General features: G+C 65.7%; 22 protein-coding genes. 7 read left to right on the forward strand and 15 right to left on the reverse strand.

All coding sequences use genetic code 11. The annotated features are described in order from the left end of the window. Positions 1–8: 8 nt before the first annotated feature. The 5 genes from ACYQML_RS02025 to ACYQML_RS02045 all read right to left on the reverse strand — a co-directional run bounded on the left by ACYQML_RS02025 (position 9) and on the right by ACYQML_RS02045 (position 1887). The gene (locus tag ACYQML_RS02025) at positions 9–428 is read right to left on the reverse strand and encodes a hypothetical protein (protein ID WP_461234540.1); all 420 of its coding nucleotides are present in this window, start codon (positions 426–428) and stop codon (positions 9–11) included. Between the two features lie 180 nt (positions 429–608). Next, positions 609–860: a hypothetical protein gene (locus ACYQML_RS02030; protein ID WP_461234541.1), complete on the reverse strand. Its 252-nt coding sequence runs from the start codon at positions 858–860 to the stop codon at positions 609–611. Positions 861–1102: 242 nt separating this feature from the next. Next, positions 1103–1261: a hypothetical protein gene (locus ACYQML_RS02035; protein ID WP_200919001.1), complete on the reverse strand. Its 159-nt coding sequence runs from the start codon at positions 1259–1261 to the stop codon at positions 1103–1105. Between the two features lie 132 nt (positions 1262–1393). Continuing rightward, positions 1394–1717 carry a hypothetical protein gene (locus ACYQML_RS02040; protein ID WP_056421950.1) on the reverse strand — a complete coding sequence of 108 codons (324 nt, stop codon included), beginning with the start codon at positions 1715–1717 and terminating at the stop codon, positions 1394–1396. Beyond that, complete coding sequence (locus tag ACYQML_RS02045; RefSeq protein ID WP_207412307.1) at positions 1714–1887, reverse strand: hypothetical protein; 174 nt, start codon at positions 1885–1887, stop codon at positions 1714–1716. Before ACYQML_RS02045 ends, ACYQML_RS02040 begins: the two co-directional genes overlap by 4 nt. Before the next feature lie 734 nt (positions 1888–2621). Here ACYQML_RS02045 and ACYQML_RS02050 point away from each other — a divergent pair. Next, on the forward strand, positions 2622–3533 hold the full coding sequence (locus ACYQML_RS02050; RefSeq protein WP_056421952.1) for an MBL fold metallo-hydrolase: 912 nt from the start codon (positions 2622–2624) through the stop codon (positions 3531–3533). A gap of 63 nt (positions 3534–3596) precedes the next feature. On the opposite strand, the gene ACYQML_RS02055 is transcribed toward ACYQML_RS02050, so the two are convergent. Together ACYQML_RS02055 and ACYQML_RS02060 are read right to left on the reverse strand one after the other, a co-directional pair. Further along, positions 3597–5066, reverse strand: coding sequence for an amino acid permease (locus ACYQML_RS02055; protein WP_056421954.1), 1470 nt, complete (start codon positions 5064–5066; stop codon positions 3597–3599). A gap of 172 nt (positions 5067–5238) precedes the next feature. Continuing rightward, the gene (locus ACYQML_RS02060; protein ID WP_461234542.1) at positions 5239–6006 is read right to left on the reverse strand and encodes a DJ-1/PfpI family protein; all 768 of its coding nucleotides are present in this window, start codon (positions 6004–6006) and stop codon (positions 5239–5241) included. A 302-nt stretch (positions 6007–6308) separates the two neighbouring features. On the opposite strand from ACYQML_RS02060, the gene ACYQML_RS02065 reads away from it, so the two are divergent. The 3 genes from ACYQML_RS02065 (at position 6309) to ACYQML_RS02075 (ending at position 8201) form a co-directional block, all read left to right on the forward strand. Continuing rightward, complete coding sequence (locus tag ACYQML_RS02065) at positions 6309–7052, forward strand: sigma-70 family RNA polymerase sigma factor (RefSeq protein WP_056421955.1); 744 nt, start codon at positions 6309–6311, stop codon at positions 7050–7052. Positions 7053–7276: 224 nt separating this feature from the next. Next, a complete protein-coding gene (locus ACYQML_RS02070) occupies positions 7277–7687 on the forward strand; it encodes a DUF1236 domain-containing protein (protein ID WP_056421956.1) in 411 nt (136 codons plus the stop codon). Between the two features lie 208 nt (positions 7688–7895). Continuing rightward, positions 7896–8201 carry a hypothetical protein gene (locus ACYQML_RS02075; RefSeq protein ID WP_461234543.1) on the forward strand — a complete coding sequence of 102 codons (306 nt, stop codon included), beginning with the start codon at positions 7896–7898 and terminating at the stop codon, positions 8199–8201. 2 nt (positions 8202–8203) lie between these two features. Here ACYQML_RS02075 and mscL read toward each other — a convergent pair whose 3' ends face one another. The 3 genes from mscL to ACYQML_RS02090 all read right to left on the reverse strand — a co-directional run bounded on the left by mscL (position 8204) and on the right by ACYQML_RS02090 (position 10328). Next, positions 8204–8626 (reverse strand): large conductance mechanosensitive channel protein MscL, encoded by a 423-nt coding sequence (mscL, locus tag ACYQML_RS02080; protein ID WP_419951317.1) that lies wholly within the window; start codon positions 8624–8626, stop codon positions 8204–8206. A gap of 56 nt (positions 8627–8682) precedes the next feature. Then, complete coding sequence (locus tag ACYQML_RS02085; RefSeq protein ID WP_056421958.1) at positions 8683–9528, reverse strand: CDP-alcohol phosphatidyltransferase family protein; 846 nt, start codon at positions 9526–9528, stop codon at positions 8683–8685. 89 nt (positions 9529–9617) lie between these two features. Then, entirely contained in the window at positions 9618–10328 is a 711-nt protein-coding gene (locus ACYQML_RS02090; protein WP_018045459.1) for a phosphatidylserine decarboxylase, read from the reverse strand. A gap of 268 nt (positions 10329–10596) precedes the next feature. Here ACYQML_RS02090 and ACYQML_RS02095 point away from each other — a divergent pair, with 268 nt between their 5' ends. Further along, positions 10597–10767, forward strand: a complete 171-nt coding sequence (locus ACYQML_RS02095; protein WP_200919005.1) for a hypothetical protein — start codon at positions 10597–10599, stop codon at positions 10765–10767. 37 nt (positions 10768–10804) lie between these two features. Here ACYQML_RS02095 and ACYQML_RS02100 read toward each other — a convergent pair whose 3' ends face one another. Both ACYQML_RS02100 and ACYQML_RS02105 read right to left on the reverse strand, forming a co-directional pair. Continuing rightward, positions 10805–11653: a pyridoxamine 5'-phosphate oxidase family protein gene (locus ACYQML_RS02100; RefSeq protein WP_461234544.1), complete on the reverse strand. Its 849-nt coding sequence runs from the start codon at positions 11651–11653 to the stop codon at positions 10805–10807. A 122-nt stretch (positions 11654–11775) separates the two neighbouring features. After that, a complete protein-coding gene (locus ACYQML_RS02105; RefSeq protein WP_461234545.1) occupies positions 11776–12390 on the reverse strand; it encodes a glutathione S-transferase family protein in 615 nt (204 codons plus the stop codon). 139 nt (positions 12391–12529) lie between these two features. Between ACYQML_RS02105 and ACYQML_RS02110 the strand changes: the two genes are divergently transcribed. Next, positions 12530–13438, forward strand: coding sequence for a LysR family transcriptional regulator (locus ACYQML_RS02110; RefSeq protein WP_461234546.1), 909 nt, complete (start codon positions 12530–12532; stop codon positions 13436–13438). A 45-nt stretch (positions 13439–13483) separates the two neighbouring features. Here the strand turns inward: ACYQML_RS02110 and ACYQML_RS02115 are convergent, their stop codons facing one another. Both ACYQML_RS02115 and ACYQML_RS02120 read right to left on the reverse strand, forming a co-directional pair. Beyond that, entirely contained in the window at positions 13484–14305 is an 822-nt protein-coding gene (locus tag ACYQML_RS02115; RefSeq protein WP_461234547.1) for an oxidoreductase, read from the reverse strand. Between the two features lie 419 nt (positions 14306–14724). Beyond that, positions 14725–15459 (reverse strand): NADPH-dependent F420 reductase, encoded by a 735-nt coding sequence (locus ACYQML_RS02120; protein ID WP_461234548.1) that lies wholly within the window; start codon positions 15457–15459, stop codon positions 14725–14727. 104 nt (positions 15460–15563) lie between these two features. On the opposite strand from ACYQML_RS02120, the gene ACYQML_RS02125 reads away from it, so the two are divergent. Next, positions 15564–15947 carry a winged helix-turn-helix transcriptional regulator gene (locus ACYQML_RS02125; RefSeq protein ID WP_056454766.1) on the forward strand — a complete coding sequence of 128 codons (384 nt, stop codon included), beginning with the start codon at positions 15564–15566 and terminating at the stop codon, positions 15945–15947. A gap of 238 nt (positions 15948–16185) precedes the next feature. On the opposite strand, the gene ACYQML_RS02130 is transcribed toward ACYQML_RS02125, so the two are convergent. After that, on the reverse strand, positions 16186–17997 hold the full coding sequence (locus ACYQML_RS02130) for a reverse transcriptase family protein (protein ID WP_461234549.1): 1812 nt from the start codon (positions 17995–17997) through the stop codon (positions 16186–16188). Positions 17998–18204: the final 207 nt, after the last annotated feature.

The raw sequence follows: 18204 nt of genomic DNA on the forward strand, positions 1-18204 counted from the left end.
CTCTGTCTTCAGCGCGAGCTGGTGCGCTCCATGCGCAGGGTCACGACCTCCGCGCCGGCCTGATAGTGTGTGGCAAGAGATGCCGGATCCGGCTTTCGCGCCTTGCGAGACACAATGCGCGGCCCGGGATTTCGGGTCTGGCGCATGAACCGTCGGGCGGGCGTGTCGATCACGTATACAACGGGTGTCCCCACGGAGGCGGGACGGATGCCGGTCGCGGTGGGAATGCCGTAAGTTCCATAGCCCCAAGCGCTCGGAACGAGTTCGGTCGGACGCGGGAACCGTACCAGCGGAGCAACACCATACGCCGCAGCCGGATACGGTCCGGCGTAGCGATCATCGAACCGGAGATCCGAATGACCGTAGCCGGAAGTCACCGCGGTCTGAGCATGGGCAACGGGCACAACGAGGAGGGTGAGCACCAGCATTGCTGAATGCGCTGACCATCTCCTCATCGCCAACATGCGAACCTCGTAGCGCGTAGGCCTGAGCCGGGAACGATGGCTCGACTGACGACCGAGCCATACGGTGGTCGGATAGCCGGAATGAACGAAATGGACGAGACCCTATGGATGAACCGGTCCCGCACGACCGCAGCGGCGATCACCTCAGCGGCAGGTGGTGACCCGGCGAACGATCCAGCCCTCGCCATCGACGAACAACCGCTTGCGCGATTTCGTGCAGGCCAGGGCATCGTCCTCGGCCTCTACCGTCAATGCGACTTTGCCGACTTCCGCGTCCCGCTGAACACTCGTGGACGAGACTCCCTCGGTTCCCGGCATCGCGGAGGCCGGGATAGAGGTGGCGCCGACGATGAGCGCAACGCCCAACGCAGCGGAAAGACCGAATCGTTTCGCCATCGCAACCTTGCCCGCGCGCCGTTGTCCGGAGCGCCTTAAAGACCCAAGCCAGTGCGCTCACCGCAGCGCTTGGTCTATAAAGTCGCGTGAGGGCGAAACAGTTGCAGTGCGATGACGCAACGCACTGTGAAAGTCGTCAGCATGGGTCGATTGTGTCGAACCGCACAGCCAGCGCCAAGCTCGTCGCCTGAGGCGATCACTTCAGGCATCGTCTGCCGGGTCGCAAATCCGGCGCGAAACCCTCAATGTGCGGCGGTGACACTGAGCAAGGGCAGGGTCACGGCGAGTTCCGGGGCGCCGAGTATCCGGGGCGCCAGCGAAGGAAGGGCCAAGGCCGCGATGCCAAGGACCAGGGTGAGGCCGAGGAGCGACGTTTCGAGACCGCGGTAGATTACGTCCATTCCCACCTCTACCCTGCAGGATCGAGCCGATCATGCGGGCTGGTGGGTTAACCAATCCCTTCCGCGATGTTGCGTCTCGATAGGTGGGATGGTGGATCGACGCCCCGGCGCGCCAGTGACCCCGATGAGACGTCACGCTCGTCCGAGCGTCACCATGTGGGCGAGGTCTGGTTCGGGCGGCTTCAGCAGGGAAGCGGCCAGATTGGCTTCGAGCACGATGAGATCGCTGTCCGGATCGGGCTCCCAACCGCAACCACAGCCGCCGGGGCCTTCATGTGCCTGGGCAATCTGTCGATACAGGGTCCCGATGGTCCGTGCCGCCGTGGCCAGCGCCTGGAGCGCCGGAAGGGGATGGCGGTTCAGGCTGGTCCAGAAGGCGCGGCGCAAGGCCTCGTCCAGTTCGCTTCCCTCTTTGGGCGGCTCGATACATGGCCGGGTCGATCGGAAGGCGCTCACGCAATCTCTCCTTTTACAATCGGAATCGGCTCGTGCCTAAGCACCGGCTCCCTCGCGGCAGCCAGGAAATCGATGAAGTCGGCAAGGCGGTGAAGGCGCATGTCGACGGCACAGCCATCCCACCACGCCAGCCGTGCATAGCCGCGGACCAGTTCCAGCATCCGTTCCATTTTGGAGGGCCTTCTCATCGCGCATTGCCCCGATAACCGACATAAAGAGGCAATCACCCCAATCAATCAAGAGTAAGCTGAAATATTGGAAAGACTATAAAACGCGAGCAGCGGAAATATTCCGCAGTCTTGATTTAGAAATATTCGAATTCGTGAGCCATAGCTGTCCATCAGCGGTAGCACGGGAGAGCGCCAAGCTGCTCCACTTCCGGTTCCTTGTATCCGCATCCAGCGCCAGCGATGGCAGTGACAGCCCATGCCGTCAGCCGGTCCTTCCCCCATCGGCCGGAATCCAGGCGCAGCCTCGGCCCTCATCGTCTCCCGGACGATAGACTTCAGCAAAGACATTCCCCGATTTTCTCTGGAATCGCGACGGAGATGCTGTCGTCAGGATCGGGCACGAACTCGACACGAGGGCCGGATTCGCCGTCTCGGCAACGCCACATTGGCTCTGCCCGAGGCAACGGCCGCCCGGAGCGTCGGACGTTTCACGCAGGCGAATATTGGGCTCGCTCCGATTGAAAGCTGGCCGGTGAGCGCGGTTTTGCCGAGGACGAGCGTCTCCAAGCTGTGTGCGTGGCCGCACATCGATGTCGGAGGGGGCTGACTACCTCATGGTCAACCCCACTTCGATCCTGGCAACCTGTTTGTGACCGTTCTCGCGAGGAATGGATCGCATCGGTGCGCCGAAAGGCACCGGGTCTCAGGCGGATCGGGCAATCGGTAGTCGAACCATGAGTATGACGCACACGCCCTCGACCGAAGACGGCCTCTCCCTACGCTTCTGGGGCGTCCGCGGTTCCACGCCCGTTAGCGGGCCGGATTATGTCGAGTTCGGCGGCAACACCCCGTGCCTGGAGATCCGCTGCGGCTCGCGCCTGTTCATCGTCGATGCCGGCTCGGGCCTGAATGCCTGCGGGCTGCATCACCGCGAGGAGATGCCGAAAGAGATCGACCTCCTGTTGAGCCATCTGCATCTCGACCACACGGCGGGCCTGCCGTTCTTCAAGCCGGTGATCTTCAACCCGGAACGGACGATCAACACGTATTGCGGCAATCTCGACGGAGCGAGCGCGAAGGAGACCCTGGACCGCCTGTTCTCGCCGCCACTCTTCCCGGTGACCTTGGACATCCTTCCCTGCACCCTCGCCCATCACGGTTTCAAGGCCGGCGAGGCGCTCGATTTCCCCGATGGGTCGCGTGTGGACACGATCCTCCTCAACCACCCGCAAGGATCGGTGGGGTACCGCTTCGACCATGGCGGAAAACGCCTCTGCATCATCAGCGACATCGAGCATTCCGACCCGTGGCCGGACGAGTCCCTGCGCCGGTTCGTGGAAGGCTCGGACCTCCTCGTCTACGACGGCATGTTCACCGAGTCGGAATATCCGCGCTGCTGCGGCTGGGGTCATTCCACATGGCAGAAGGGCGTCGAACTGGCGAAGGCCGCCGGTGCCAAGGCGCTCGCGATCATCCATCTCCATCCCGCCCATAGCGACGCCATGCTGCGTGCCGTGGAAGCCGAGATGCAGTCCGAAATGCCGACAGCGTTCGTCGCGCGCGAGCGGCAGATCGTCCATGTGGGCGAGGTGATGGTGGAGAAGGATTCCAAAAGCCCTCTCTTGTCGCTGATCAAGACAGCCTGACGGATCAGGCCGCCGTCCCGAGCACCGGATCCCGTTCCCTGGGGACAGCCGAGACTGCTACGGTCAGGCCGCCTCCGCCCGGCCGAGACGGCTGTTGCGTCGGCTCCAGGCGAAGTAGATCACAAGTCCTACCGCGAGCCAGGCAATCAGTCGCAGCCAGGTCTGGCCGTCGAGGGACACCATCATGGCGAGGCAGCTGACGATGCCGAGGATCGGCACCAGCGGCACCAGCGGCGTCCGGTAGTCCCGTCGCGCATCGGGCTGGGTCCGGCGCAGGATGATGACTCCCGCACAGACCAGGATGAAGGCGAGCAGGGTGCCGATGCTGGTCATGTGGCCGAGCTGGCTGATCGGCAGGAAGCCGCCCAGAGCACTCGTGAACACCATGAAGAACAGGTTCGAGCGATAGGGCGTCTTCCAGGTCGGATGAATCTTGGAAAAGAAGCCCGGCAGCAGTCGGTCCTGGCTCATGGAGTAGAACACCCGGCTCTGGCCGAGCAGCAGGACCAGGATCACGGTGGAGAAGCCGGCGATGACGCCGAGCGTCACGAGGCTCTTCAGCCAGGGGAACGGTGTCTGGGCGATCGCCGTGTTCACAGGCGCAGCATCGCCCTTCATGGCGTCGTAATGCACGAGGCCGGTGAGCACACCGGCGAAGGCGATGTAGATCACCGTGCAGATGGCCAGCGAGCCGAGGATGCCGATCATCATGTTGCGCTGGGGGTTCTTGGCCTCCTGCGCCGCCGTCGAGACCGCGTCGAACCCGATATAGGCAAAGAACACCACGCCGGCGCCGCGCATGATGCCGCTCCAACCGTACTCGCCGAAGGTCCCGGTGTTCTCGGGGATGAACGGCACGTAGTTCTGCGCCTTGATGTAGAACAGGCCGACGCCCACCACGACCGCCACCACCGCGAGCTTGATCGCCACGACGACGGCGTTGACCCGGGCGGATTCACGGATACCGATCATCAGCAGGGCCGAGACGGCGACGATGATGAGGATCGCCGGCAGGTTGACGATGCCATGCGCCGTCACCCCGTCGACCGTGTAGGTCTCGAAGGGGGAATTGACGAGGCTGGGCGGCAGGTTGATGCCGAGGGTGTCCCGCAGGAACCGGGTGACATAGCTCGACCAGCTCACCGAAACGGTGGCCGCGCCGACAGCGTATTCGAGCACGAGGTCCCAGCCGATGATCCAGGCCACGAACTCGCCCATCGTGGCATAGGCGTAGGTATAGGCCGAACCCGCCACGGGGATCATGCCCGCGAGCTCGCTGTAGCACATCCCGGCGAAGGCGCAGGCGATCGACGCGATGGCGAAGGAGATCACTACGGCGGGACCGGCATGCTCGGCCGCCGCGATGCCGGTGAGGGAGAACAGGCCGGCTCCGATCACCGCGCCGATGCCGAGGGCGACGAGGCTCCAGGGGCCGAGGGTGCGCTCGAGCTTGTGCTCTCCCCCTTCGGCATCGGCATTCAGTCGCTCGAGGGATTTCGTCCGGGTGAGATCGCCAGCGAGGCCTGATGCCATGGATCGATGCCCTTCATGGTTGGAGCGCGGAAGTCCGGCGGCCAGCGCATCGCGACCATGCAGCTTTCTCGCCAGGGGCTAAACCTTGGCCATTCAACAGAGTTCCGGCAAAATGACGCGCCCTCGCGGGGGACGGAGACCATGTGCGGCCGGAGGCCCTGAGCCCCGGACCTCATCGCGGCGCGTAGCTCGCTGCCGCCGCGAGAGACCCATCCACCAGATCCTTGAGAATCGCTCCGGCGCCAGCGGCGATATCCGGCCCGGCAGTCTCGGGCGTGCCGGCGGAGAAGGGCGGTTCCGGCGCATATTCGGCGACAAGCTGGCTCGTCCTCGCAGCATCGTCGCCGTGCAGAAGGGCCGCCAGGACGAGAGCGAAGTCGAGGCCGGCGGAAATACCCGCCGCCGTGATCCGGTTGCGATCGACCACCACGCGCCGGTTCACCGGAATGGCGCCGAGGCGCGGCAGCACGGTCTCGCGCACGCACCAGTGCGAGGTAGCGCGGTAGCCGTCGAGCAGTCCCGCCGCGCCGAGGATGAGTGAACCGGTGCAGACGCTGGTGACCCAGGACGCTCGTGCCGCCCGGTCGCGCAGGAAGGCGAGGGTCGCCTCCTCGCGCATCTGGCCGGGGGTCGCGTCGCCGCCGGGCACGAAGAGTACGTCGATCTCGCCCGGACAGGTCTCGAAGGACGTATCGGCTACCATTGTCAGGCCCGTATCGCTGGGGATCGGGCCTGTCTGGCGAGCCACGAGGTGGAGCCGGCCGCCGGCCAGACCCGCCAGGATCGCCTGCGGCCCGACGAGGTCGAGGGCCGTCATGCCGGGAAACATCAGCATGGCAATGCTGACGGGTGGCCTGCTAAGAGCCGACGCGCGAACCGCATCGCCCGGCCCGGCCAGGACGGCCGCCGTGAGACTCGCCGTGAAGGCGCGACGATGCATGGACGATCCCTTTCGCGATGGCAGAGAGACAGGTGAGACAATGGCCGGATATGGGGCGCAAGCAGAGGCGGCCCTCCTTCCTCGATATCGGGAAGATGTCGCCGCCGCCGATGCCATCCGCCGCATGTGGACGCGAACGGCGCAGGTCGCCATTTGCGTGGCTTGGCGGGGTGCGTGACCGGGTATGATGCGCTACAACCCGAGACACGCTACGGCCTCGCCGTCGATGTCAGGCGGACCGATCCGATACGGCCGGCCCGAACCGGACGATTTCCTGCCCAACGACCAGAATACGACGAGCCATGACACGCGACGTCCTTGAAACCAGCGACGACCTCCTGAGCGACACGAACGACGATGGGCGGCCGGGCCTGACCGCGACCATCCGCTCACATCTCGGCGACCAGCTCCGCACCGTCTACGACCGCCTTGGCGCGGACGAGCCGGCAACGCGCTTCGCCGAACTCATCGAGAAGCTGGAAGCCGCCCTGAAGGCCCGTGGCGAGCAGGTGGAACCCGAGTTCCGCAACGGTTTGCTGGCGGCGGTGCCGTCGCTGCGAGCCTTCGCGCTCTCGCTCACCAGCAATCCGGCCCGCTCGGACGATCTCGTGCAGGACACCCTGCTCAAGGGCTGGCAGCATCGCGCACGGTTCCAGCCGGGCACGAACCTGAATGCCTGGCTCTTCACGATCCTGCGCAACATCTTCTACTCGGACCACCGCAAGCGCGTGCGCGAGGTGGAAGACCAGGACGGCTCCTACGCGGCGCGTCTCGCGACGGCACCGCACCAGGGCGACCGCCTCGATGTCGAGGATCTGCAGACGGCGCTCGCCAAGCTTCCGCCCGATCAGCGCGAGGCCCTCGTCCTCGTGGGCGCCGAGGGTGTGTCCTACGAAGAGGCCGCCACGATCATGGGCTGCAAGGTCGGCACGGTGAAAAGCCGCGTGAGCCGTGCCCGCGGGCGGCTCGCCGAATTGCTCGGCTACGACGAAGAAGACCTCAGCTCGGACCGGCTGATCCAGTCGGCCATGCCGAAGGACGCCTGACTCCGCCCGGTGGGTGGTCGGGATCGGCTCCCCACCATGCTCACCGGGCTACCCCTTCCGCGACGCCTTGCGGACGGGGAATATCGTTCTCTCATCGGGGGCATGATCGGGACATTCCGGCAAAATCGATTTTCGAGGCATCCCTTTCCCGAGATGGGGCGTTACTGCCCCGAACCCCGCTGAGCGTCACCGTTCGCGGGTCATCGGATACGGAGATCTCGATCATGAACATCAAGACCCTTCTCGCCGCTTCGGCGATCGCTCTGTCCCTCCCCCTCGCCGCCCAGGCCCAGGGCCTCGTGCGCGGCGCTGAGCGTGGCGCCCAGGAAGGTGCCGATGCAGCTGGTCCCGTAGGTGCCATCGTCGGTGGTGCCGTCGGCGCTGCGACCGGAACCGTCGGTGGCATCCTCGGTGTCGACGACCGTCCCCGCTTCCGCCAGTACGTCACCCGCGAGCGTCACAGCTCCTACAATTACGACGGCGACGTCCGCGTCGGCGCGACCCTGCCCGGCACCGGCGTGACCTATTACGACGTGCCGTCCGAGTACAATGCCCGCGGCGCGCGCTACACCATCGTCAACGACCGTCCGGTCCTGGTGGATCGCAGCCGCCGCATCGTCGAAGTCATCGACTAATCATCGTCGATCGCAGCTGACCATTCGGCAAGAGCCCCCGGTGCCACGGCACCGGGGGCTTTTTCGTGGATCGGAAGATGGTCGGGGTTCGCACGAGAAATACCAGAAATACCGGCGCTGGATCGGGTACCATCAACATTTGTGAGTCGAGGCACGCAACACTCTCCGCCCCGGCTGGTTATTGCTCTTGATTGAGGAGAGACCCGATATGGCGAACGATCCGATCTTCCGCATTGATAAATCGCCCCCCGGTCAGGCCGGCGGCGCGGATGTCGATCCGGCCCTGCCCGAGCCGGTGCGGGATCATCTCGGCCAGCAGCTGCGCTCCGTCTTCACCACGCAGGACGATGCGCCGAAATTCCTCGGTGATCCAGCTGTGCCGGAAGAGTTCGAGCCGCAATTGCGCCGTCTCGAGATCCGTCTGAAGACCCATGAGGAAGGCACCGGGGCGGTGGAGCAGGCCCTTGATGGCCTCCTCGACGACCTGAAGACACCACCCGCGACGACGATCTGATCTCAGACCTTGGGTCTGGCCGCGAGGATATCGCGGATCTCGCCCAGCAGCTTCACGTCCGCCGGGGTTTCGGGAACAGGCTTCGCCTCCTCCTGGGTCTGGAGCTTATTCATCGCCCGGATGACGAGAAACAGCACGAAGGCGACGATCATGAAGTTGAGCGCCACGGTGATGAACTGGCCGTAGCCGATCACTGCGCCCTGTTTCTTGGCGTCCGCGTAGGCCGCCCCCTTCTGCACGCTCGACGAGAGCGCGATGTAGTAGTTCGAGAAGTCGAGCCCGCCCGTGATCGCGCCGATGATCGGCATGAACACGTCTTGGACGGCGGAGGTGACAATGGAGCCGAAAGCGGCGCCGATGATCACGCCCACCGCCAGATCGACGACGTTGCCGCGCAACGCGAATTTCTTGAATTCTTCCAGCACCGTCGCCTCCAAAACTTGCGCCGCCCGCATTCCCGCCGGGACGTTAGGCGAGGCGATCAGGTTTCGACAGGCGCCGTACCGATCTGTCCACGGTCGGTTGCGTCGAGGCGCTCCTCGTGTTTCGCCCGGCGCCGATACTGCGCCGCCCCGATCGGCAGGGTGATGAGGTAGCCGGCCGCCATCACCACCATGGCCTCGAACGGGTAGCTGATGAAGAGGCCGAAGGCCGCGACCACCACGAGGAAGATCGGCAGCACCCATTCGCGGGGAACGCGCTTGCCCATGGTCTTGCCGGAGAAGGTCGGCACGGTGGAGACCACCAGGAGCGCGATGCAGAGCGTGTAGCCGAGCACCACCGGCGCGGCCCAACGCTCGATCGGCAGGCCGAGGAAGTGGAGATAGAGCGGCAGCAGCGCCGTCAGGGCCCCGGCCGGCGCCGGCATGCCGACGAAGAAGTCCTTCTTCCAGGCGGGCCGGTTGGGATCGTCGAGCATCGCGTTGAAGCGGGCGAGACGCAGGGCCATGGCGATGGCGAAGATCAGGGCGACGATCCAGCCTAGCGAGCGCAGCTCCTTCAGGGCAAAGCCGTAGAGGATGAGCGCCGGCGCGCAGCCGAAATTGACGAAATCGGCGAGGGAATCGAGCTCGGCCCCGAAACGTGACGTTCCCTTGAGCATGCGGGCGACGCGCCCGTCGATCCCGTCGAGGAAGGCGGCCGCGACGATGGCGATCACGGCCGGCTCGAACTTGCCCTCGAATGCCAGTCGGATCGCGGTCAGCCCGAGGCACACCGCCATCAGGGTGATCATGTTGGGCGCGATCATCCGGAAAGGCACCGCCTTGAAGCGGCGCGGCTTCGGCTCGTTGGCATCCGGCTCGAAGGGCGGAAAGAGATCGTCCATGACGCGCCTTTTCAGAAAGACGGGCGAACGGGCCTCAAGGGCACCGTCCGCGAAGGATCGCGACCCCGCCAGGGCGGGGCCGGGCGGGATCAGATGCGGCGGAAGCTGCGCTCGGGGCCGCCGCCGAGATCGGCGAGAACGGTCTCGCCCGCCACCGCCTTCTGGCCGAGGCCGACCAGCACCCGAGTCCCCACCGGCAGGTAGACGTCGACGCGGGAGCCGAAGCGGATGAGGCCGAAGCGCTCGCCCACGTTCAAAGTATCGTTCGCCTGCACCCAGCCGACGATGCGACGGGCCACCAATCCGGCGATCTGCACGACGCCGACGCGCAGGGGGCTGCCGCGATGCGTGGTCTCGATGACGAGGCCGTTACGCTCGTTGTCGTCGCTGGCCTTGTCGAGTTCCGCATTGAGGAACAGGCCGGGCGTGTAGACGATCTGGCCGATCTTGCCGGTCACGGGAACGCGGTTCACGTGGCAATCGAACACGTTCATGAAGACCGAGATCCGGGTCATCGGCTCCTGCGGCAGGTCGAGTTCGGGCGGCGGCAGCACGGTGGAGATCAGGTTCACCCGGCCGTCGGCCGGCGAGACCACCAGGCCATCCGCCACCGGGGTCACCCGCTCGGGATCGCGGAAGAAATAGCAGACCCACAGGGTGAGGATCAGGAAGATCCAGCCGGCGAACTGGGCAAAATAGCCGAACAGCACGGTCAGCACGATGCCGATCAGGATGAAGGGGTAGCCCTCCTTGTGGATCGGCACGAGGGTTCTGCGGATCGTCTCAAGCAGATCGGACATGAAGATTCGGTACTCCTGCGGACCGAGGGAGCGGCCGCGCCCGCAATGCGGCCGGGTTGGCAGTCCCGACGGCCGGCGTCAACTCTCGCAGCCAATCGGCGGCGCCCGGACGGCCTGCTCGGCGCCGGGCCGGACCTTCGTGAAGGCGGACGAAGAATGGACGCGTCGTTGGGCGCGCGCGACCGCTCCGCCCCGGCATCCGGCTTGATGATGCCTTAAGCACAGCGGCGCTAGGCAGGAAGGGAATGAGGCGAAGAGCGAGGACCGGATGCTGGATCGGGCGCTGATGCATGTGCGAGCGGCGATCGCCCTGCGGGACTGTGCCGCGAGCGCTCCCTCGGACGTCGAACGCCGCCTTCTGATGAAGGTGGCCGCGATCCACGAGGCGCGGGCACGCAAGGTGCTCCACACGAAACAGAGCCAGGTCCGCCGTCGCTGAGGCGAACCCCGGGGCGAAGTCCGTCCCGCCCAGGGGATCAGGCACCCCCGGGGGGTGAAGCGGCCTCGAACCGGAGCGGCACGGCCCCCACGCGCCGGACGAGGGTGCGGGGCGCGAAGCGCCAGAGCCGCTCGGCTCCCGGGAAACTCGCGATCTCGGGAGTATCGAGGAGCACCTCCGCCCGCCCCGACATCTGCAGCAGGTCACCGCTGGTAAAGTCGATGAAGACGAGCCCGGCGCGAGGATTCGCGCGGATGTTTCCAAGTGTATTGAAGAATCGGTTGCCGGAATAATCCGGGACCGTCAGCACTTCGTCTTCGCCGATCCGCACGAAGCCTTGCGCACCGCCGCGATGCGAGACATCGACTTGGCGGTTCCCCTCCCCCCCGTCCGCATAGGTCGCGACGAAGAACGTATCGGCGCCTGCGATGAGCGCCCGGGCGCGGTCGTCGAGGCCGCGGGCGATCTCGGGGGCAGCCGCAACGGGATCAAGTAAACGCTCAGGCTGCTGCCGGACCCGGATGTATTGCGGGCAATTGCCGAAGCTTTGCTGCACCCCGACATCGAATTCGTCGCCCCCCTCGCGCCGGACGATCCCGTTCAGGCGATTGCGGCGTCGCGTCGCCAGATCGATTCCGAGAAGACCGACCGCCGATCCGTCTGCCAGGCCAGCCTCGGCGGGATCGTGGGGATCGGCGGCGCTCCGAACGCGGAGGCGGAAGGGGTCCGGCGCGTCGAGAAATCCCGGCTCGCCGGCCCGGATCGTCGCCCAGACCTCACCCTCCGGGTCCACAGCCCCCAGCACCACGAAAGGTAAGTTCCGGAAGAAGTCTCGATGCTGGTCGATCATCCGGTCGCGGATGACGCGGGGACCGATCTCGGCCATGCGTTCGGTGACGCCGGCATGATTCTGAATCGCGATCTCGCCCGGATGCCAGGGCGAGGCGGGGTGATGGTCGGATGATATGGGAATCTCCCACTGAAAGGGTTTCGTGACAGGGTGTGGTGTCAGCCCACGCGCAGGCCGGCCGCCGTCGTCGGAAAGGGCACGAAGCCGGGTAGCGCCTCGATGCGGCCGAGCCAGGCACGGATCTCGGAATAAGGGCCGAGACCGACATTCCCCTCGGGGGCTGCGGCGACGTAGCTGTAGAGGGCCACATCCGCGATGGTCGGATGGTCGGCGGCGATCCAGTCGCGACCGGTGAGTTCCGCCTCGAGGCGGCCGAGGATTTGATGTGCACGGGCAATCACTTCGGCCGTGTCGAAGCGAGCGCCGAAGACAGTGATCAGCCGGGCCGCGGCGGGGCCGAAGGCGATGGGCCCGGCCGCCACCGAGAGCCAGCGCTGCACCCGCGCCGCCGCGAGGGCATCCTCCGGCAGCCAATCCGTCCGCCCGAGTGTCTTGGCCACGTAGACCAGGATGGCGTTCGAATCCGGAACCACCACGTCGCCATCGACGAGCACCGGCACCTGTCCGAACGGGTTCAGGGCGAGGAATTCCGGCGTCCTGTGCGCGCCGGCGGCGAGGTCGACCTCGACGATTTCGCAATCCGCGCCCACCAGGGACAGGAACAGACGCGCCCGGTGCGCATGCCCGGACAGGGCCATGTGGAACAGTTTCATGATGGATCTCCGCCACGGCCGGACGAGGGCGCCGGCCACGGACACATCAGAGACCCTTGCGTGGAACGCGTGAACCGGCATTCCTCGCAATCGACTATTCCAGTTTCTGGAATAATCTGCGGGTGAGGAGGAAGCCGGCATGGATCGGTGGCAGGCGATGCGGGTCTTCGTGCGGGTGGCGGAGAGCGGGGGGTTCGCCGCTGCGGCGCGCCAACTCAACATGAGCCCACCCGCAGTGACCCGTGCGGTGGCCGCCCTGGAGAACCGGATTGGCACCCGGCTGCTGACGCGGACCACGCGCTCGCTGATGCTCACCGAGGCGGGCGGACGCTATCTGGAGGATTGCCGCCGCATCCTCGCGGACATGGAAGAAGCGGAAGCACTCGCGGCCGGCGCCTATGCGACACCTTCCGGAACCTTGACGATCACCGCTCCGGTGCAGTTCGGCCGGCTTTATGTCTTACCCGCCATCACGGATTTTCTTGCGCGTTACCCGGCCGTCGGCGTGCGCGCGCTGTTCCTCGACAGGGTGGTCAACCTGATCGAGGAGGGCGCCGATGTGGGAATCCGCATCGGTCATCTGGCCGATTCCGGGCTCGTCGCGGTTCGGGTCGGCACCGTCCGACGGGTTCTCTGCGCCGCGCCGGACTATCTCGACCGGCACGGAACACCGCAATCGATGGGGGATTTGCACCACCACGCGACCATCGGTTCGACCGCCATGGGACTGCCCTTCGAGCGCCATTCCCCGGCCGAAGGGCCGACGCGTGGCGCCACGCGATGCCGGTTGATCTGCAACACGATCGACGCGGTCCTGGCGGCCGCCCTCGCCGGCCAGGGGATCGCATCTCTGCTGTCCTATCAGGTGGCGCCGTCGGTCGCCGAAGGCCGGCTCAGGCTGGTCCTCGACGATCCGGACGCGGTGCCGCTCCCGGTCCATATCGTGACCCTGGAGGGGAGGCGCGCGCCGGCCAAGGTGCGCGCCTTCATCGGTCTGGCCGCGGCGAGGCTCCAGGCCGACCCGATGGTCAATCCCGATCGTGGCTGAGAGACGGGCGGACCATGTTTCCCACGTCCCCCGAAGGGCGGAGGCTCAGGAGACCGGGGGAAGGCGCATCTGCTTGCGGTAGCTCTTGTCGAACTGCTTTGCCGGCACGAAACGGCGCAGGAGGCTGGCTTGCCGCGCCATCGATCCGGCGGTGTAGCGCAGATGGGGCGCCGCCGCGGTGGCGGCCTTCACCACGACCTTGGCGACGATCTCGGGCGCGTCGGCCGTGGCCATGACCTCCCGCGTGAAACGCTCCCGGCCCGCGCGATCGGAATCGTAGAGGCTCAACGGGGCATCGGGGGAGACCAGGTTCGCGTCGAAGGCCGTGCGCGTATAGGCGGGCTCGACCAGCACGACGCGGATGCCCTGGCCGCGGACCTCGTGGTCGAGGGATTCCGAATAGCCTTCCAGCGCGTGCTTGCTGGCCGAATAGACAGCCATGTAGGGCGCCGGGACGAGCCCCAGGATGGAGCTGATGTTGACGATGCGGCCGCCCGCCTGCGCCCGCATCAGCGGCAGCACCGCCCGGGTCGTGCGGATGACGCCGAACAGGTTGACGTCGAAGAGTGCCTGCGCCTGCGCGACCGTGGATTCCTCGGCCGCGCCGCTGATGCCGAAACCGGCATTGTTGACCAGCAGATCGATCCGCCCGGTCTCGCCGTGGACCGTCCGCACCAGGGCCTCGACGGAGGCGTCGTCGGTCACGTCGCAGGCCAGCATGGTGATGTCCCCGTCCCGCCCCTGCGCGGGTCTGCGGCTCGTACCGTAGACGCGGTAGCCGGCCGCTTTCAGGGCCTTGGCCGTTGCCAGTCCGATGCCGGATGCCGCTCCGGTGACGATGGCCGTCTTGATGTCCGTCTTGCCCACGACGCTCTCCCACGATGCGCCCCCCTTGGGGGGCCGCTTCGGCTTATAGATTATTATCATAATCTATAATTGCAAGACGTGTCGGGGGAGCCGGCCCATCCGCGATGGCGTGCGTCGACTTCGAGTGGCCTCCGCCCAAGTCGCCGGCAGGCAAGGGGCTGAAATTTCACGGTTGGTACCGCTCGCTCGCAACCCTTAGAAGACATTGGGCCAGTCCGCTCCGGCGGATTTCCGACAAGTCGGATCAGCGGTGGATCCTCTCTGAAACCTCCAACAGGTCGTCCAATTCGAAGCCGAGATGCTTCGTGGGACTTTCTAGATTTTAAAGGCCGAATAAACCATGCGTAAGAGCAAGCGAAAGCTCTGTCGAATGCTCTTACGCATTGCTGATACTCGGGCCGAATCTCCGTGGTTTATATTCAGACTGATATTTTGCGATTGAAGGCGACCATCGCTTCACGTTCGAGCTTCAAGCTCCCATCAATGAACGCCTGCGTTATGAGCTCAAGGTTATGGGACGAACGAGCCTTATCGGCAGTAGAAAGTGCGCTCTTCACGCCAGCAGCATCGAGTTCCGTGCAATAGGCGGGTGTTCCTGGCTGGAAACGCCAGGATTCGGATATAGGGCCTGCGTCCACCACATCGAAGCCCGTTTCATCGACAAGGCGCGATACGACGGATTTGGCAGCCGCATGATCTCCAGCGATCGGTATGGCTAGTCTGGAAACTGAGCCACTTTCCGATCCAGCTTCGGCGAGAGTAAAGGACAGAAGTGCGTTCCAGGCTTTTACAAGAGGCCGCCCGACTTGCTCGCTGCTCCAGACGGTTTCCAGCTTTCCTTCGTCCACCTCTTCAATCATTCCGTCGCGCATCGGGTAGTAGTTGGACGTGTCGACGATGACAACGCTCGCCGGAACATCAGCGAGCACCGGCGCGAGTTCTGGATTTCGAGCAAACGGCACGGACAGAATGATTACATCGACATCTTTGACGGCATTGTCTCGGGTGACCGCAGCGATCGTCGTACCGTCAACGATCTCCTTTAGTGTTTCAGGTCCCTTCGAGTTGGCGAGCTTCACGTCATGGCCGGCCTTGTCCAAGATCTGAGCCAGCGTTGCGCCGATATTTCCTGCGCCGATGATGCCGATTTTCATTAGATACTCCGATCATGAGGGTTGCCTCGCCGTCAGAAATATCGATTGCTGGATGGATCGCAAGAACCCACCAAAAAGTTTGGTACCCACCGAAAGGTAAGCTCATGGACCGTGACTGCCAGAATCAGGACCCTAAGCAGCAGCTCGTCTGGGCAGCGGCAACGAGAGAGACGCTCCGGGTGCTTGAAGGGAAGTGGAAGATCGCAATCATCGTCCAACTCTTCGCGGCGAGAGCACCAGTGCGTTTCTCAGAGCTAGAGCGGCGCATCGAGGGCGTGAATCAAAAGATGCTGATCCAACAGCTTAAGGAATTGGAGAAGGAAGGCATCTTGACGCGGACTGTCTATCCCCAGGTTCCACCGAAGGTGGAGTATACGCTGACTGACAAAGGATACGCGCTCGGCCCCTCGATTAAAGCCTTGGTCAATTGGGCGTTGGAGCAGGGACCAGTGAAATCCGAGCTCACCGAGCCCGACTTAGCTGAATAGGAGCGTCTCCTGGCTCTACGCCAGAGTCTGCTTTCCACCCATCTCGGAGGTTTAGGGGTCGGCATCGAGCGTCGGATGTCCATCCGTAGGAGCAAGCCGCTGGCAGGCCGCCGGAACGTCACCGGGGGCGGAGGGGGCAACCGGACCTCGATGACCCCGCCCCATGGATCAGGGCCATCAAGACCCGGTGTGAGAAGCCGCCGGAATGCGGCCGGAAGCCGGACCGCTTCCGAGATCCCTATCTCCGGCGTCGGCGGCGGAGCCAGCGCCGGATTGCGATCACCAGTGAAGCGGCGAGCACCAGCAATCCCAGGACCGGGTGCACGATGGCGCCGGCCTGGAACAGAACGAACACGCCGAGCACCACCATCCAGGGCTTCAGCGGAGTCTCCTCTTCGACATCGCCGCCGGGCGGCGATCCGGGACGCGGCTGATCGGAGGCCGGCTCGGGGCGACGGCCGATGGAGGGCAGGCCGCTTCGTCCGGGAACGCTTCTGGCGGGCCGCTCGGCCTCGAGCAGGATGGGATCGGGCTGCGGCGGCGGGCGTTCGGCCGGGCTCCACCAGCCCTCGCGCGGCGGCACACCCCGGGCGGATTGCGCGCGGAAGGGGGTGATCCGGGGCTGGGCCGATTGCTGCGGCGCCCCGTGTTTCTCGGCGAGCCGCCGCGCCTGCGCGACCAGGGGAGCACCGGCTTCGGGCGTGACCATCCGGACGAAGCGGGCAAAGCCCAAAGCCGCCGCGAGCACCGCCTGCCCCTCGCTCCGGCCCCAGCGGCGGCCGGCGGGTCCGTGCCCCTCGATGCCGTGCAGCAGGGCGCGGAACCGCCGCAGGGTCTCGCGCGGCACCGCGACCCGCTCGTTCACCGTGAGCCCGGTGACCTCCTGGTGCCGCCCCCGCCGCATCACCCGCGTCTTGTCGGGATGGATTGTGAAGCCTTCCCCGGCGACGATCTCGTGCACGTATTTCAGGAGCGCGCCGGTCTTGCCCGCGGCCTCGCCCGAAGCGGAGAAGGTCATGTCGTCGGCGTAGCGCGAGTAGGTGAAGCCGAGCGACGCGGCGAGGCCGGTGAGCCGCGCATCGAGGCGGGTGCAGACGAGGTTGGTGAGCGCCGGGCTCGTGGGCGCCCCCTGGGGCAGGCGGCGCGGTCCGCGCGCCGCGTAGAGACGCTGCCCGTCGATCTCGACCTCGTCCACATCCGGCTCGGTGCAGAGCAGGGCGAGCACCGTAGCCACCGGCTCGGCATAGCCGAGGCCCCGGAACTTGCCCTTGATCCGGCGGTAATCCAGCGTCGGGAAGAAGTCCTTGAGATCGAGATTGACCACCACGTCCCGCCCCACATGAAGGGCGGCGTTCGTCAGGATCGAGCGGCCCGGAACGAAGCCGTGGGCCGCGTCGTGGATGCCCGCATGAGCCAGCACGGCATCGAGAATCCAGTATTGCGCCCGCTTGAGCCGGGGCATCGGCGCCGAGATGGCACGCAGCCCACCGATCTTCTTCGGGATGGTGAAACGCTGGTAATGGCTCACCGTGGCGAGCGCCCGGTCATAGGCGAGGAAGCGCAGCTCGCCGAGGCCGATCCCCATGGCCTCGGCCACCGCGCCAGGACTCGCCAGTTCCGGCAGGCCGTCGGCTCGCGACGCTCCGGCGTCTGCCCGCGCCGAGAGACCCGCCGAGACGCCCTCGCCGAGATAGAGGATCTCCCGGTTCCGGCGCCCGTGCCAGGCGAGCGCGCGTTCGTGCCGCCCGCGCGCGCCGTTGAGCTTGGTTTCGCGCCGCCGTTCCAGGGCCGCCTTCTTCCGGCGCTTGTGCATCGCCTTGAGGGCGGCGTCTGGATTCTTCCAAAGCGCCCCGCTCCGATGCAGGTCCGTCAGTTCGCGGGTGAGCTCGCCCCTTCGGCGGATGACGTCCTCGGGGAGGTTCGGCTGATCCGTCCCGGCCGGCCAGTAGCCGAGCCGGATCATCTCTTCGAGGACGACCTCGTCCTTCGAGCTCTCGCGGATGCGGTCGTAGAGTTGCTGCCGGGTGAGCGAGCCGGGCTGGACGCTCATGGGCGGCGCGCCCGGACGGGAGGACGAGTGAGGGACGCCGGGCGGAAAGCCTTCGTCAAGTCTCGGGACTGGTCCGGTCCACTCGATGCCGGCACGACCCCTACCGCGCGTTTGGGTTCAAGGAACCCAAACAGAAAGCGCGCGGTAGGGGTCTGTGCCGGCCCAGTGAAGAGCGGGCCAGTGACGCTTTGCCGGGCAGGGTGCAGG

Source organism: Methylobacterium sp. CM6244 (assembly GCF_054817885.1).

Bases quoted from the DNA above. Each gene is read 5' to 3' on its own strand.
- ACYQML_RS02025 (WP_461234540.1), bottom strand. From the start codon at position 428: ATGCTGGTGCTCACCCTCCTCGTTGTGCCCGTTGCCCATGCTCAGACC.
- ACYQML_RS02030 (WP_461234541.1), bottom strand. From the start codon at position 860: ATGGCGAAACGATTCGGTCTTTCCGCTGCGTTGGGCGTTGCGCTCATC.
- ACYQML_RS02035 (WP_200919001.1), bottom strand. From the start codon at position 1,261: ATGGACGTAATCTACCGCGGTCTCGAAACGTCGCTCCTCGGCCTCACC.
- ACYQML_RS02045 (WP_207412307.1), bottom strand. From the start codon at position 1,887: ATGGAACGGATGCTGGAACTGGTCCGCGGCTATGCACGGCTGGCGTGG.
- ACYQML_RS02050 (WP_056421952.1), top strand. From the start codon at position 2,622: ATGAGTATGACGCACACGCCCTCGACCGAAGACGGCCTCTCCCTACGC.
- ACYQML_RS02055 (WP_056421954.1), bottom strand. From the start codon at position 5,066: ATGGCATCAGGCCTCGCTGGCGATCTCACCCGGACGAAATCCCTCGAG.
- ACYQML_RS02060 (WP_461234542.1), bottom strand. From the start codon at position 6,006: ATGCATCGTCGCGCCTTCACGGCGAGTCTCACGGCGGCCGTCCTGGCC.
- ACYQML_RS02065 (WP_056421955.1), top strand. From the start codon at position 6,309: ATGACACGCGACGTCCTTGAAACCAGCGACGACCTCCTGAGCGACACG.
- ACYQML_RS02070 (WP_056421956.1), top strand. From the start codon at position 7,277: ATGAACATCAAGACCCTTCTCGCCGCTTCGGCGATCGCTCTGTCCCTC.
- ACYQML_RS02075 (WP_461234543.1), top strand. From the start codon at position 7,896: ATGGCGAACGATCCGATCTTCCGCATTGATAAATCGCCCCCCGGTCAG.
- ACYQML_RS02085 (WP_056421958.1), bottom strand. From the start codon at position 9,528: ATGGACGATCTCTTTCCGCCCTTCGAGCCGGATGCCAACGAGCCGAAG.
- ACYQML_RS02090 (WP_018045459.1), bottom strand. From the start codon at position 10,328: ATGTCCGATCTGCTTGAGACGATCCGCAGAACCCTCGTGCCGATCCAC.
- ACYQML_RS02095 (WP_200919005.1), top strand. From the start codon at position 10,597: ATGCTGGATCGGGCGCTGATGCATGTGCGAGCGGCGATCGCCCTGCGG.
- ACYQML_RS02100 (WP_461234544.1), bottom strand. From the start codon at position 11,653: ATGGCCGAGATCGGTCCCCGCGTCATCCGCGACCGGATGATCGACCAG.
- ACYQML_RS02105 (WP_461234545.1), bottom strand. From the start codon at position 12,390: ATGAAACTGTTCCACATGGCCCTGTCCGGGCATGCGCACCGGGCGCGT.
- ACYQML_RS02110 (WP_461234546.1), top strand. From the start codon at position 12,530: ATGGATCGGTGGCAGGCGATGCGGGTCTTCGTGCGGGTGGCGGAGAGC.
- ACYQML_RS02120 (WP_461234548.1), bottom strand. From the start codon at position 15,459: ATGAAAATCGGCATCATCGGCGCAGGAAATATCGGCGCAACGCTGGCT.
- ACYQML_RS02125 (WP_056454766.1), top strand. From the start codon at position 15,564: ATGGACCGTGACTGCCAGAATCAGGACCCTAAGCAGCAGCTCGTCTGG.
- ACYQML_RS02130 (WP_461234549.1), bottom strand. From the start codon at position 17,997: ATGAGCGTCCAGCCCGGCTCGCTCACCCGGCAGCAACTCTACGACCGC.